The organism is Gemmiger sp. An194 (genome assembly GCF_002160145.1).
GTDB lineage: Bacteria > Bacillota > Clostridia > Oscillospirales > Ruminococcaceae > Allofournierella.
Window position 1 is genome coordinate 1 of record NZ_NFKA01000027.1, and the last position, 14213, is coordinate 14213.

The 14213-nt window shown below is 58.7% G+C and carries 11 protein-coding genes and 2 tRNA genes; all 13 read right to left on the bottom strand.

Translation table 11 applies throughout. The annotated features are described in order from the left end of the window. Positions 1-323: 323 nt before the first annotated feature. The 13 genes from B5F28_RS13130 to jag all read right to left on the bottom strand — a co-directional run bounded on the left by B5F28_RS13130 (position 324) and on the right by jag (position 14212). A complete protein-coding gene (locus tag B5F28_RS13130) occupies positions 324-2360 on the bottom strand; it encodes a KUP/HAK/KT family potassium transporter (RefSeq protein WP_087296314.1) in 2037 nt (678 codons plus the stop codon). A gap of 171 nt (positions 2361-2531) precedes the next feature. After that, positions 2532-3374, bottom strand: coding sequence for a DUF368 domain-containing protein (locus B5F28_RS13135; protein WP_247643495.1), 843 nt, complete (start codon positions 3372-3374; stop codon positions 2532-2534). 97 nt (positions 3375-3471) lie between these two features. Further along, positions 3472-3546: transfer RNA gene (locus B5F28_RS13140), tRNA-Glu, on the bottom strand. A gap of 96 nt (positions 3547-3642) precedes the next feature. Then, positions 3643-3719 (bottom strand) — tRNA-Met (locus B5F28_RS13145). 160 nt (positions 3720-3879) lie between these two features. After that, positions 3880-5175 (bottom strand): serine--tRNA ligase, encoded by a 1296-nt coding sequence (gene serS, locus B5F28_RS13150; RefSeq protein ID WP_087296315.1) that lies wholly within the window; start codon positions 5173-5175, stop codon positions 3880-3882. Between the two features lie 18 nt (positions 5176-5193). Next, positions 5194-6060, bottom strand: a complete 867-nt coding sequence (locus B5F28_RS13155; RefSeq protein ID WP_087296316.1) for a ParB/RepB/Spo0J family partition protein — start codon at positions 6058-6060, stop codon at positions 5194-5196. Between the two features lie 16 nt (positions 6061-6076). Further along, positions 6077-6838 (bottom strand): ParA family protein, encoded by a 762-nt coding sequence (locus tag B5F28_RS13160; protein WP_087296317.1) that lies wholly within the window; start codon positions 6836-6838, stop codon positions 6077-6079. A gap of 334 nt (positions 6839-7172) precedes the next feature. Continuing rightward, complete coding sequence (locus tag B5F28_RS13165; protein ID WP_087296318.1) at positions 7173-7982, bottom strand: ParB/RepB/Spo0J family partition protein; 810 nt, start codon at positions 7980-7982, stop codon at positions 7173-7175. A gap of 293 nt (positions 7983-8275) precedes the next feature. Continuing rightward, positions 8276-8983 (bottom strand): 16S rRNA (guanine(527)-N(7))-methyltransferase RsmG, encoded by a 708-nt coding sequence (gene rsmG / locus B5F28_RS13170; RefSeq protein WP_087296319.1) that lies wholly within the window; start codon positions 8981-8983, stop codon positions 8276-8278. After that, the gene (gene mnmG, locus B5F28_RS13175; protein ID WP_087296320.1) at positions 8980-10896 is read right to left on the bottom strand and encodes a tRNA uridine-5-carboxymethylaminomethyl(34) synthesis enzyme MnmG; all 1917 of its coding nucleotides are present in this window, start codon (positions 10894-10896) and stop codon (positions 8980-8982) included. Before mnmG ends, rsmG begins: the two co-directional genes overlap by 4 nt. A gap of 19 nt (positions 10897-10915) precedes the next feature. Further along, positions 10916-12283, bottom strand: a complete 1368-nt coding sequence (gene mnmE / locus B5F28_RS13180) for a tRNA uridine-5-carboxymethylaminomethyl(34) synthesis GTPase MnmE (protein ID WP_087296321.1) — start codon at positions 12281-12283, stop codon at positions 10916-10918. Between the two features lie 137 nt (positions 12284-12420). Then, positions 12421-12990 carry a GNAT family N-acetyltransferase gene (locus B5F28_RS13185; RefSeq protein ID WP_087296322.1) on the bottom strand — a complete coding sequence of 190 codons (570 nt, stop codon included), beginning with the start codon at positions 12988-12990 and terminating at the stop codon, positions 12421-12423. 208 nt (positions 12991-13198) lie between these two features. Continuing rightward, positions 13199-14212, bottom strand: a complete 1014-nt coding sequence (gene jag / locus B5F28_RS13190; RefSeq protein WP_087296323.1) for an RNA-binding cell elongation regulator Jag/EloR — start codon at positions 14210-14212, stop codon at positions 13199-13201. Between the last annotated feature and the right edge of the window lies 1 nt (position 14213).

Sequence of the window (14213 nt, forward strand, 5' to 3'; positions counted from 1 at the left end):
GTGATTTTCCATCACGATAAGGTTCCGTTCAAGCTTCGATATTGTTCAATTTTCAAGGTCCTGTGCCGCTCTCCCTCACGGGACAGCTTGTTTATTATATCTCATCAAGTTCTTGTTGTCAATCACTTTTTTGAAATATTTTTTTATTAGCTTTTCAGCGGCTCGCTGTCTCTCGCGACAGCTTGATTATAATACCACACCACCGACCACATGTCAACACCTTTTTTGAAATTTATTCCATGTTTTTTCTTCTTTATCGACCAGCCCATTCTTCCCTTATATATAAAGGAAAGGAACGGGGAAACTCCCCGTTCCTTTCCTGCTTAAAGCCGCTCCGCCGGGGCAGTGTCATCCCTTCCCCATTCTGTTTTTCTCCGAACCGGCGCACTCTCCTTCATTCGCACAAACAAGGGCAGATACTCCACCGCCAGTACCGAGTTCTCCAGTCCATACCAGCGGGCCGGTGAACCAGCCACATGCCGGATGGCATACTTCACGGTCAGGATGCCCTGGTCGGAAGCGGGCAAGTCACTTTCCGGCACTACACGCTTGCGGATGATGCAGAACTTGAAGCCACCCACATTCCCCGGATCCTCCACTGCATACCGTTGCTTTTGCAGCGGCACCTCTCCGCTTTCCATCAGCTCCTGTACGATCTGGCGCAGGTACACATTGATGCGCTGGTTCTCTTTAAAGCCCAGATTCAGCCTCACCCGGAAGATATAGTCGGTACCGAAATTCTCCACCTCATACTCCCGCTTATAGGGCACATCCTCCACATGGATGCTCACAAACCAGTAGGCCTTTGCCCGCTTGGGTCCTTTCTCCAGAATGGAATACAGGATATCCCGTTCCACAAAATTGTGGTACCGGCTCTTGGTCAGATAAATCAGATTATCGGTAAAGCAGGGCACACTCTCATCTGCGCGCAGCTGCCCCAATACATCTTTATACGTATCCACATTCAGATAAATGGCCTGGGTATCCTCCACCTGGGTTCCCCGGTGCCAGATATACATGATGAACAGCAGCACCGCAGCCAGGGCTACAGCCACATAGCCGCCCTCCACGAACTTGGTCAGGCTGGAAAACAGGAATATCAGCTCCAGCCCGCCAAACAACACCAGGAAGCCCCAGGCAATGAGCCCTCTGTGCTTTTTGTCCCGCAGGAATACAAACAGCAGCATGGTGGTCATCAGCATGGTTACCGTGATGGCCAGGCCGTAGGCAGCCTCCATCCGCCGACTGGAACGGAAATACAGCACCAGCAGGGAGCAGCCCACCCAGAGGCAGGTATTGACCAGGGGAATATACAGCTGGCCCATGGTGCGGGAAGGATAGATGATCTGCATATGGGGCATCAGGTCCAGCTTACAGGCCTCCGACACCATGGTAAACGCGCCGGTAATCAAAGCCTGGGAGGCGATGATTGCCGCCAGAGTACCCAGCAAAACCGCCAGCAGCCGCAGCTGTGGCGGAACCATTTCAAAGAACGGGTTCATATCCTGCATCCGGCCCAGCTCTGCATCCTGCCGGTGCGCGATGAGCCATGCACCCTGCCCCAGATAATTCAGAATCAGGCATATTTTCACCAGCGGCCAGCTGATGTAGATATTCCCCTTGCCCACATGGCCCATATCGGAATACAGCGCCTCAGCGCCGGTGGTGGCAAGGAACACACTGCCCAGAATGAAAAAGCCCATCTTGTTATAAGGGCTCACCAACATCCGCAATGCCAGCATGGGGTTCAGCGCCTGCAGCACCGTCCAGTCTCCTGCCATGTGGTAAAGACCCATTCCGGCCAAAAACAAAAACCAGATCGTCATGATGGGGCCGAAGGCTTTACCGATGGAGCTGGTTCCTGCACGCTGAATCAGAAAAAGCACCGCCAGGATCACCAGGGTGATCTGGATAATCCTTCCCTGGCCCGGCCCCAACAACAGCTCCAGCGCCGGAATGCTCCGAAGACCCTCTATTGCCGTGGTCACTGTAACCGCCGGAGTAAGCACGCCGTCAGCCAGAAGAGCAGCACCGCCCACCATGGCCAGCGCAACCAGATGCTTGCTGCTTCGCCGCACAATGCTGTAAAGAGAAAAGATGCCGCCCTCGCCGTGGTTGTCCGCCTGCATGGCCACCAGAACATATTTCACGGTGGTGAGCAGAGTCAGCGTCCAGATCACCAGCGAAAGGGAGCCCAGAATCAGCTGCGGGTCCACACTGCTCAGGCCACCGTTTCCCGCCACAATGGACTTCATCACATACATGGGCGACGTGCCGATATCACCGTACACCACACCAATGGCCACCAGTGCCGCTGCCGGACTGATTGGGATCGCCGGTCGTTTTTCTGCTGCCGTCATATCGTTTTTAATGCTCCTCTGTTATAATGCTGTCGACCCCGGCCGAAAGGATTCGGCCGGGGTACTTATCATGTTTGTTCTTTCTATTTACTCGCTTTTTCCTGTCTTGTCAACAGGTTTTTCAATGCCGCATCGAAAAGCATTACTTTTCTGCATTTTAAAACAAATCCGTTACTCCTTCGGGAAACGGGCGTTAAACCGGTCCAGTGCCAGCGCCAGCACGATTCCCACCGCAAGACAAATCAGATCAGCGGTCAGCGCCTTGGGCGAGGTGACCATATCCTTAAAGGGAATGATCACCAGCGTAGCTGCTATTACCACACCCACAATGGCATGGAACGCCACCGAGTAGTGTCGTTCAAACAGCCGGTCCACTGCCTTCGCCAGCAGCACTACCGTAATTACCGCACCGGCGATTCCCGGCACCAAGACTGTGGGCCGAAGCCGCCCCAGGCCCTCCACAAAGGGCGTATAAAGCCCCAGCGGCATCAGCAGGGTGGAAAAACTCATTCCCGGTGCAATAACGCTCAGCGCCAGGCAGAAGCCACAGAACAGGTACCAAAGCACTGAAGGAGTCACCTGAATCGAAAACACCTCCAGTGCCACCAGCAGGCCCAACACCAGGGCAAATGCTCCGCCCAAGGCAGCCCAGGAGGCCTTGTTCCTTCCCTGCTCGCCTGCCTGCTTCAGCAGCGAAGGCAGCATTCCGCCGATCAGGCCCACGAACAGGCAGACCGACTGATTGGGATATCGATCCAAAAAGAAGGCCAGCAAATTGGCCACCCCCAGAAATCCCACACCCATGCCCATAATCACCGGGGCAAGTTTGGGCAGATGGGTCTTATAATTTTTCCTGGGGTCAGAAAGCAGCTCCATCACCGGCCGGTAGATCCCGAAGATCACACAGAGCACACCGCCGGAAATTCCGGGCAGCACTGCGCCCAACCCAATGAGCGCCCCCTGCAGCATACGCAGCAGTGCCATGGCAGGCGACATTTTCGACTGTTTTTCCATACAGTTATTCTCCTTGTTTTCCCATAAACAAACTGCACTTTTCTTCAGCTCAACATTGTAAGAAAAAAACCGGACCTGTAAAACAGATCCGGGCTTCTGGTGACCCATCCGGGAATCGAACCCGGGTTACCGCCGTGAAAGGGCGATGTCTTGACCGCTTGACCAATGGGCCTTATAAAAACACAAAGTTTAGCTAAAACAGCAAGCATACTTCATCACCCACTATTGCGGGTAACCCCCAAGTATTCTAGCTAAACCTTGTATTTGATGGTAGCGGTAACTGGATTCGAACCGGTGACACTTCGGGTATGAACCGAATGCTCTAGCCAACTGAGCTATACCGCCATATTCAATTGCGCTGTATGTAGGGCGCTTTTATATTATATTAAACAGCGATTGACTTGTCAACAGTTTTTTCATCTTTTTTTCAAAAAAATTCTTCCATTTTTTACCATTATCAAAAAGAGCCTCCGGAAGCTTCCGGAGGCTCTTCTCTGTTCAGGAATTACTTGCCGCGAGTGGGAACCAGCAGCTCCTTGCCGCCCATGTAGGGGCGCAGGACCTCGGGGATCTTCACGGTGCCGTCCGCCTGCAGGTTGTTCTCCAGGAAGGCGATCAGCATGCGCGGAGGTGCCACACAGGTGTTGTTCAGGGTGTGAGGCAGGTAGTTGCGGCCGTCTTCGCCCTTCACGCGAATCTTCAGGCGGCGGCTCTGGGCGTCACCCAGGTTGGAGCAGCTGCATACCTCAAAGTACTTCTTCTGACGGGGGCTCCATGCCTCGATGTCGCAACTCTTGACCTTCAGGTCAGCCAAATCACCGGAGCAGCACTCCAGCTGACGCACAGGGATATCCAGGCTGCGGAACAGCTCCACGCTGTTGCGCCACATCTTATCGTACCACTCCATGCTCTCCTCGGGCTTGCAGACCACGATCATCTCCTGCTTCTCGAACTGATGGATGCGGTATACGCCGCGCTCCTCCAGGCCGTGAGCGCCCTTCTCCTTACGGAAGCAGGGGCTGTAGCTGGTCAGGGTCTGGGGCAGCTTGGCTTCGGGAATCAGCTGATCCACAAAACGGCCGATCATGGTGTGCTCACTGGTACCGATCAGGTACAGGTCCTCACCCTCGATCTTGTACATCATGGCGTCCATCTCGGGGAAGCTCATAACACCCTGCACCACGCTGCCGTGCATCATAAAGGGAGGAATCACGTAGGTGAAGCCCTTGTTGATCATAAAGTCGCGAGCATAGGCCAGCACTGCCTCGTGCAGGCGGGCAATGTCGCCCAGCAGGTAGTAGAAGCCGTTGCCGGCCACACGGCGGGCGCTGTCCAGATCGATGCCGTCGAAGCTCTCCATGATCTCGGTGTGGTAGGGAATCTCGAAGTCGGGTACCACAGACTCACCGAAGCGCTCCACCTCCACGTTGTGGCTGTCATCCGGACCGATGGGCACACTGGGATCGATCATGTTGGGGATGACCAGCATGATGTTGCGGATCTTCTCCTCCAGCTCGGTCTCCTTGGCTTCCAGCTCCTTTAGACGGTCCGCCTGAGCGGCCACCTGAGCCTTCACGGCCTCGGCCTCCTCGAACTTCTTCTGGCCCATCAGCGCGCCGATCTGCTTGGAGAGCTTGTTGCGCTCGCTGCGCAGATTGTTCGCCTCGGTTACAGTGTTGCGGTTCTCGGTATCCAGAGCGATGACCTCATCCACCAGAGGCAGCTTGGAATCCTGGAATTTCTTTTTGATGTTTTCCTTGACCAGCTCCGGGTTTTCCCGTACAAAACGCAAGTCCAGCATAAGTTTCTATCCCCTTTTTCAGATTGTTTCCTTTTGATAACCGCCCAGCAGGTTAGCAAAGGCGGTGAGTTGCTCGTCCGAGTAAAAATGAACGGTCAGGCTGCCCCGCCCGTTCTTGTAGGCCACCTTGACCTCGTTGCCCAGCACCTCGCGGAGGGCCAGCTCCACCTCATCCGGCAGAGCGGGACGCACCGGCTGGCTGACCGGAGGCTTTTCGGGCTTGGACAGCTTTTTGCAAAGCGCCTCGGTCTGGCGCACGTTCAGGTCGTTTTCCACCACCATCTGCGCCGCCTGCTCCTGCAGCTCTTCGCTTTCCAGCCCCAGGATCACCTTGGCATGGCCGGTGGTCAGATGACCGGTCTGCAGCCATTCCAGCGCCCGCTGGGGCAGATTCAGCAGCCGAAGACTGTTGGCCACCGAGCTGCGGCTTTTGCCCAGCCGCTTGGCGGCCTGCTCCTGAGTCAGCCCGCAGCGCTCCATCAGCTGCTTGTAGCCAAAGGCCTCCTCCACCGGGTCCAGGTCTTCACGCTGCAGGTTTTCAATGAGCGCCATCTCCATGGCTTCGCTCTCGGTCACATCCTTGATGATCACCGGGATCTCGGAAAGACCTGCCATCCGGGCAGCCCTCCAGCGGCGCTCGCCCGCAATGATCTTATAGCCACCGCTGTTGCAGGGGCGTACTGTAATGGGCTGCAGCACACCGTGCTCGGTAATGCTGGCTGCCAGTTCTGACAAGGGCTCTTCGGAAAAGTCCTTGCGGGGCTGCTCCTTATCCGGTTCAATGTCCCGCAGAGGGAGGGTGCTCACCTCCCGGCCCACATCCCGGGCCGTTTCCTCAAACAGACTCTCCAGCCCGCGGCCAAGGCCGCCTTTCTTTTGTGCCATTTGCCGCCCTCCTTTTTTAACGATTGTTGCTCAGCAATTCCTTCGCCATGGCCCGATAGGCTTCGCAGCCTTTGCTGGCCGGGTCGTAGTAATTGATGGGCTGCCCGTAACTGGGCGCCTCGGAAAGGCGCACATTCCGGGGCACAGTGGTCTTGTAGACCTTGTCACCGAAGAATTTCTTCACCTGATCCACCACCTGCAGGGTCAGATTCAGCCGTCCCGCATACATGGTGAACACTACGCCCTCAATCTCCAGATAACGGTTGTACATCTTCCGAACCGTTTTCAGGGTGCTCATCAGCTCGGAAAGACCCTCCAGCGCGTAGTATTCACACTGAATGGGAATGAGCACCGAATCGCTGGCGCACAGACCATTCAGGGTCAACAGGTCCAGGCTGGGCGGGCAGTCGATAAAGATATAGTCGTAATTTCCCGCCACCGAAGCCAGCGCCTGGCGCAGACGGCTCTCCCGCCGCTCCAGATTTACCAGCTCGATCACCGCGCCGGACAGCTGAATGTTGGACGGGATCACATCCACCATAAACTCGGTGGGCACAATGGCCTGCTGGGCCTGGGCCTCGCCGATGATCAGGTCGTACACGCTGGTTTCCACGCTCCGCTTGGAAATTCCGTATCCGCTGGTGGTGTTGCCCTGGGGGTCCAGGTCCACGATCAGCACCCGTTTTCCCTCTGCCGCCACACAGGACGCCAGGTTCACCGCGGTGGTGCTTTTGCCCACGCCGCCTTTCTGGTTTGCAACTGCGATTACTTTTCCCACCGCTCGTGCCTCCAATTCATCAGATCTGCATCCGCGAAACGGCTGTTCGCGGCAGGCATCGGTGTTATTATAGCATAGATTTCCGTGTGTTTACACCCATATCACTGGATTTTCCTCGGATTTCATTCTTTTCTCCGGTTTTCAGCACAAAAAATGTTCCACGTGGAACATTTTGAAAAAATTCTTCCGGTTGTTCCCCACAAACAGAAAGAGGAATGTTCCACGTGGAACACTCCTCTTTCTACCCCTATGATCCCTTTTTCCATATCTCTGAACCAAAATCTAAGAACGATATGAAAAGCAATCACTTTTTAATTGTTCCACGTGGAACAATTCAGCCAATGCGGCGGGCCTGCTGGTCCGGCTCAGTGGGGATACGCACCGTATACTCCACAAAGCCATCCCCCTCCACCCGCCGGGTGGAAGCCTTCACGCCCGCATCCACCATCAGGCGCACCGCCTTGTTGATGGTGTTCACAAAGATCCGCACATCCCGCACCATAGGAACGATTTTCTTCCTTGGTGTCCGCTGCACCAGCCGCTGCACATACTCATCCGCCTGGCGGGCGTTCATTCCCTGCTTGGCAAAGGCCTCCAAGGCCGCAAGCCGCTGCCCTTCTTCCAGCCGAAGCACCGCCCGGGCATGCCGCTCGGTCAGGTGCTTCTCCCGACAGAAGGTCTGCTCCTGATCGCTGAGCTGAAGCAGTCGCAGCTTATTGTTCAGGGTGGGCTGCGCCATCCCCAGCCGCTTGGCCGCCTCCTCCTGGGTACAGCCCCACAGCGCGATCACATCCTGAATCCCCTTGGCCTGTTCAAAGGGGTCCAGATCCTGGCGCTGCATATTTTCCAAAAGGCCCAGTGCCGCGGTGGCCTGGTCCTGATAATCACACAGAATGGCCGGGATCTCCTTCAGCTGAGCCAGCTTGCAGGCCCGAAGCCTTCTCTCCCCTGCCACCAGCTGATACCGCTCGCCGCAGCGGCGGACCGAAACCGGCTGCAGCAGGCCATTCTCCAGAATGCTCACCGCCAGCTGCGCGATCTCCTTTTCATCAAAGTGTCTGCGTGCCTGATAGGGCGACGGGTCGATCAGCTCTGTGGGAATGGCAAATACCTTTCCCTTCACCTTGGCTTTGCGCGGCAGCATTCCGGTACCTCCTTTTTGTTGCGGAAAATTCTGCGGCCCTCAGCAGGCGGGAGCCTTGGGGCAGCACCCCGCCCAACAGCCCGGAAAACATCGCCGCCGCTTGCAAGGCGGCTTATGCCCTGTTGTATTTTATGTATTCCAAAAGCCGGGCCGCAGAAATGATCCCTTATCCTTCGGAAAACAAAAGCGCGCCGTGCGGCACCTCTTGCTTCCAGCAAAAGTATACCACAGGCGCGCTGTGCAATCCAGAAATTTCCATTTACAGATTTCTCCGGATTTCTTCCCTTTTCTTCTTATTTCAGCGGGGATTTTGCGATTTTTCCGCCGTTTCTGGGGTAAGCGGTCGGAGTTTGCGATATTTTTTCGCACACCACCAGGCTGCGGGCATCGCCGCCGGGCAGCTGAAAGGACCGGGTCTCCCGGAACTTTCCGCCCAGCTTGGCAATGGCGCCCTTGGCGCTGGCCAGTTCCTGCTCAGCGCCCGCGCCCTTCATGGCAATGAACACACCGCCCACCTTGGTCAGGGGCAGGCAGTATTCCGCCAGAATCTGCAATGCCGCCACTGCCCGGGCGCTCACCACATCGGCGGTCTCCCGCCACTGCTTGCGGGCCGCTTCCTCTGCTCGCTCCTTGGCGAACTCCACACCGGTCAGGCCCAGCTCAGCGCAAACGTATTTCAAAAACTCCACCCGCTTGCCGGTGGGCTCCATCAGGGTGAGCTCCAGCTCCGGCTTGTAGATTTTGGTCACAAGGCCGGGAAAACCCGCGCCGCAGCCCACATCGATCATTTTGCCTGCCACCTCCGGCTGGCTGGCAAAAAGCAGGCTGTCCAGAAAGTGCTTGTCCTCGATGCCCTCCGGATCGGTAATAGCTGTCAGATTCACCTTCTGGTTGTATTCCACCAGCAGTCGGGCATAGTGGTCCAGCTGATCCAGCTGAACGCCGGTCAGTTCAATACCCTGCCGGGCGCATTTTTCCTGCAAACGCTGTGTATCGATCATTCCTCCGCCTCCTTGCTCCGGGCTTCGTTGTTATTCATTCTGCGGGCACGGTTAGCCGCTTCCACTGCCACACTGAGCACCGCCATATCCGCCGGGCTTACACCGGGGATGCGGCCCGCCTGGGCCAGACTCACCGGCCGGATGCGCGCCAGCTTTTCCCGGGCCTCCAGCCGCAGGCCGTTCAGCGGCGCGTAGTCAAAATCCTCCGGGATGGGGGTATTCTCCAGCCGCTTCACATCCTTGATGGTCCGCTGCTGCCGGGCAATGTAGCCCGCGTACTTGATCTCGGTGGTGATGCGGGCCGCCATCCGCCGGTCCACACCCTCGCCCCAGCCGATCACCTGAGCCAGAATGGCATAGTCCAGCTCGGGCCGGCGCAGCAGCTCCGCCGCCGGGCCGCCCTTTTCCACCGGGGTCATTCCCTTTTCCTCCAGCACCCGGTTCAGCTCTGCCGCCTTCACGCTGGTCTGTTCCAGACGCTTAGTCTCCCGGGCCTTCACCTCCATGGCCTGCTCAAAGGCCTGCCAGCGGGCATCGTCCACCAGGCCCGCCTCCCGGCCAATGGGGGTCAGCCGCTCGTCGGCGTTATCCTGCCGCAGGGTCAGCCGGTATTCGCTGCGGCTGGTCATCATCCGGTAGGGGTCCATGACGCCCTTGGTCACCAGATCATCCACCAGGGTGCCCAGGTAGGAGGAATGCCGGGGCAGGATCACCTGCTCCTTGCCCAGCACCGCCAGACCAGCGTTCATGCCCGCCAGCAGTCCCTGAGCCGCCGCCTCCTCATAGCCAGAGGTCCCGTTGAACTGGCCCGCGCCGTACAGGCCCTTCACCGCCCGGGTCTCCAGCGTCAGCTGAAGGGCGGTGGGGTCAATGCAGTCATACTCAATCGCATAGGCAGGCCGCAGAATCTCGATATTCTCAAAGCCCGTGATGGTCCGGTACATGGCATTCTGCACATCCTCCGGCAGGCTGCTGCTCATTCCCTGCAGATACATCTCTTCGGTATCCAGCCCGCAGGGCTCCACAAAGATCTGATGCCGCTCCTTGTCCGAGAAGCGCACCACCTTATCCTCAATGCTGGGGCAGTATCGGGGGCCGACGCCCTCGATCATCCCCCCGTACAGGGGCGAGCGGTGCAGATTGTCCAGAATGATTCGATGGGTCTCCGGGTTGGTGTAGGCGATGTGGCAGTCCACCTGATTTTTGATGCCGCCCTCCGGGGTCAGAAAGCTGAAGGGCTCCGGTGGCTCCTCGCCGGGCTGAGGCTCCAGCACCGAGAAATCAATGCTCCGCCGGTGCACCCGGGCCGGAGTGCCGGTTTTGAACCGACGCAGGGGCAGCCCTGCCTGACGCAGCCGCTCACTCAGCAGATTGGCCGCCTGCTGACCGTCCGGGCCGCTCTCCACACTGGCGTCGCCCACAAAGATACGTCCACCCAGATTGGTACCGGTGCAGAGCACCACCGCCTGGGCCCCATAAAAGCCGTTCAACCGGGTATATACGCCGGTCACTCGGCCGTCCTCCAGAGCCAGATCCACGATCTCGCCCTGTTTAATGTCCAAGTTATCGGTCCTTTCCAGAAAATGCTTGGTGAAGTCATGGTACGCCCGCCGGTCGATCTGGGCCCGCAGGGAATGCACCGCGGGGCCTTTGCCCCGGTTGAGCATCCGGCTCTGCAGGGTGGTGGCGTCCGCCGCCAGACCCATCACACCGCCCAGCGCATCCACCTCCCGCACCAGATGGCCCTTGGCGGTACCGCCGATGCTGGGGTTGCAGGGCATGTTGCCGATGCCGTCCAGGCTAAGGGTGAACAGGGCGGTCTTTGCACCCAGGGCAGCCGCCGCGTGGGCCGCCTCAATGCCCGCATGGCCCGCGCCCACCACGATCACCTGATAATCTCCCAAATGGTTCATGCTTTGTCGTTTCCTTCCTTTACTTGCCCACACAGAACTTGGAGAACACTTCCTCGATCACGCTCTCGCTGGCGTCCTCACCGGTCAGACGGCAGAGAGCCGCCAGAGCATCGTCCACGCAGACGCTCACCGCGTCCAGTCCGAAGCCGCCGTCCAGCGCCTGAATGCCCTCCTGCAGCGCATCCCGGGCAGAAACCGCTGCGGCCAGCTGCCGCTGGCTCACCAGACAGGGCGCACCGGGGTCCAGATTGGCCACCCCCAGCAGCTCCCGCACCGCCTGCTCCAGCTCCGGCATACCGCCTCCCTGGCCCGCCGCAATGCGCAGCACCCGGAAGAATTTGCCTTCCAGAATGCTCTCGTCGAAGCGCTGCTCTAAATCGTTTTTGTTCACCAGCGCGATGGCCGGCCGTCCGGCGCACAGCTGCGCCAGCTCCTTGTCCTCTTCGGTGGCGGGAGTGGAGCCGTCGAATACCGCCAGCACCAGCCCGGCCTCCTCCAGCTTGCGGCGGCTGCGGCGGATGCCCTCGGCCTCCACCACATCACCGGTTTCCCGCAGACCTGCGGTGTCGAACAGATTCACCCGCACACCGCCCAGCATCACCGCCTGCTCCACCACATCCCGGGTGGTTCCGGCGATGGGGGTCACGATGGCCCGGTCAAACCCGGCCAGCAGATTCATCAGGGTGCTCTTGCCCACGTTGGGGCTGCCCACGATGGCCGCGTCCACGCCCTGGCGCAGCACCGCACCGCCGCCGTAGCTGCCGATCAGCCCCCGCACACCAGCGCACACCTCATCCAGTGTGCCGCGCAGGGTATCCTCTTCCAGCTCAGGCACATCCTCCTCGGGAAAATCCACCCAGGCAGCCAGATGTCCGGCCAGCGCCACCAGCTGGCTTTTGTATCCCTCAATCTGCCGGGCCAGCGCACCGCTCAGGGCGCTCTCGGCCAGTGCCGCACCCTGGCGGCCTGCCGCGCCGATCAGATCCATCACCGCCTCGGCCTGGGTCAGACTCATCCGTCCGTTCAGGAAGGCCCGCTTGGTGTATTCACCCGGTCCGGCCGGGGCCGCGCCCGCCGCGATGCAGGCGGTGATCAACTCCTGTGCGATCACCATACCGCCATGGCAGCTCAGCTCCACCACGTCCTCGCCGGTATAGCTGCGGGGAGCCCGGAAGAAAAGGGCCACGCCCTCATCCAGCGTTTCGCCCCGGGCGATGAAATGACCAAACAGAGCGGTATAGCCTTTTGCCTCGCTCACCTTTTTGTTCGGATTGACCGGTTGGAACACCTGTTCGGTGATCCGGTAGCTTTCCGGGCCGGACAGCCGCACCACTGCGATACCGCCCGCACCGGGCGGCGTTGCCAGTGCCACGATGGTCGTTTCCATCTTCACTCCCCCATTCTCAAAATAGCATAGTTCATTTTATTGTAGCATACCACCCCGGCCAGGGCAAGGCAGGCGAAAGGCAGAGCAAAGGCCGCCCGAATTCTTTTGGTTCCCGGGCGGCCTTCTGTATTATCCAATCAGTTGAATTTTAAAATATTCTTCCAATTGTTATTTTCTTTTGCTTCGCTGTATTCCATCACCACATCCCGCATAAACCGGCGGAAGCCCTGATAGACCTCTTCGCTGATGGGCTCCGGCCAGGTCATCACCACCAGCGGGTGGGGCACATCGTCCTTTTTATAGGGGATGTGCTGATAATCATAGGGGTTTGCACAGAAGCCGTTCCGCTCATAAAAGCCCTTGCGGCGGATGGAAATCTCCTCCTCCGGCGGGTCGATCTCCAGCAGCACCGGCTGGCCCTTTTCCTTCAGGGCAGTCAGCACCTTGGAGCCGTAGCCCTTGCCCCGGCCGCAGGGAAACACCGCAAAATGCTCCACATAAAAATAGCCGGGTGCCTGCCAGTACATCACAAAGCCCTGCCACTGGTCCCCCTCATAGATCAGATCCACATGGTAGCGCTCATCCTCCATGGCGCGTTTCTGATCGGGCAGGGTCCGGTTTTCATAGGCGGGGAAGCTTGCCTCATACAGCTCCCACAACGCCTCAAATCGGGGGTCCTGCCAGCCGGTCATTCGCTCCAAACGCATGATATCCTTCCTTTCCTGTCTGGAAACAGTTTTGTACTCCTATCCTATCATGCCCTGCCAAAAAGCGCAACGGGGCCGCAAAGGCTCCTATATTGCGTAATATTCAGCAAAATAATACAAACAGTAAATAACTAAAGCAACAAAAACTGCGGCACACAGCCCCACCGGGAGGCCGCATGCCGCGGTACATGTTATGTATATGCGTCTCTTACAGCTCGATCTTGCCGTACAGAGCAAAGCCCTCGGCGTCGTCGATCACCTGAGTGCGCTTGGGCGCCACAGGTGCCGCACCCTCGCTGCGCTGAGCACCGGCGAACTCACGGCCGGGAACGCTTGAGCGCCGCTCGCCCTTGAAGCCGCCGCTCTTGCGGTCACGGCCACCGCGCTGACCGCGGCCGCCACGCTGACCACGGCCGCCGCTGCGGCTGCGGCTCTGAGCGTTGGGATCGGTGGAGTAGATCACCACACGGCGATCCGCACCCTCACCCTTGGACTCGCTGCGCAGGCCCTCCATGGTGCTGATGGTGCTGTGGATGATGCGCCGCTCGTAGGGGTTCATGGGGTCCATGGCGTAGCTGCGGCCGGTCTTGGCCACCTTCGCGCCCATGCGGCGGGCCAGTGCCTCCAGGTCCTTCTCCCGCTTTCCACGGTAGCCGGCCACATCCAGGCCAAGCTTCAGGTAGTCGCCGCCCAGGCGGTTCGCCGCCAGGCCGGCCAGATAGGACAGGCTCTCCATGGTCTCGCCACGATGGCCGATCAGAACACCAACGTCCTCACCTTCCACCTTTACGATATGGGCCTCGCCCTGCTTTTCCACGTGCATCTCCACGTCGCCGGCACCCATCAGGGTAAAGATCTCCTTCAGGTAAGCCACGGCGGCGGCCAGCTTCTCGTTGCTGTCCACGTCTACTTGCACGGAAGTCTCCTCCTGCTGGGGCGCGGTCTCCTGCTTCTCCTCTGCCACGGCGGCGGGTTCCTCAGCGGCGGGCTGAACCTCAACCGCCTTCTCCTCGGACTGGGCCGCAGCCACAGGCTCGGCCGGAACCTCCACCTCGGGCTCCTGCGCAGTGGCGCGCACCTTGGCGGGGATCTTCTTGAACAGACGGTGCACCGGCATCTCCAGGATCTCGATGCTTACTTCTTCACGGGGAAGACCCAGCTGGGCGCAGGCGGCCTCGGTGGCCTCCTCCACGGTCTTTCCGGTAACGATCACTTCACGCATG

Bases quoted from the DNA above. Each gene is read 5' to 3' on its own strand.
- B5F28_RS13130 (WP_087296314.1), bottom strand. From the start codon at position 2,360: ATGACGGCAGCAGAAAAACGACCGGCGATCCCAATCAGTCCGGCAGCG.
- B5F28_RS13135 (WP_247643495.1), bottom strand. From the start codon at position 3,374: ATGGAAAAACAGTCGAAAATGTCGCCTGCCATGGCACTGCTGCGTATG.
- serS (WP_087296315.1), bottom strand. From the start codon at position 5,175: ATGCTGGACTTGCGTTTTGTACGGGAAAACCCGGAGCTGGTCAAGGAA.
- B5F28_RS13155 (WP_087296316.1), bottom strand. From the start codon at position 6,060: ATGGCACAAAAGAAAGGCGGCCTTGGCCGCGGGCTGGAGAGTCTGTTT.
- B5F28_RS13165 (WP_087296318.1), bottom strand. From the start codon at position 7,982: ATGCTGCCGCGCAAAGCCAAGGTGAAGGGAAAGGTATTTGCCATTCCC.
- rsmG (WP_087296319.1), bottom strand. From the start codon at position 8,983: ATGATCGATACACAGCGTTTGCAGGAAAAATGCGCCCGGCAGGGTATT.
- mnmG (WP_087296320.1), bottom strand. From the start codon at position 10,896: ATGAACCATTTGGGAGATTATCAGGTGATCGTGGTGGGCGCGGGCCAT.
- mnmE (WP_087296321.1), bottom strand. From the start codon at position 12,283: ATGGAAACGACCATCGTGGCACTGGCAACGCCGCCCGGTGCGGGCGGT.
- B5F28_RS13185 (WP_087296322.1), bottom strand. From the start codon at position 12,990: ATGCGTTTGGAGCGAATGACCGGCTGGCAGGACCCCCGATTTGAGGCG.
- jag (WP_087296323.1), bottom strand. From the start codon at position 14,212: ATGCGTGAAGTGATCGTTACCGGAAAGACCGTGGAGGAGGCCACCGAG.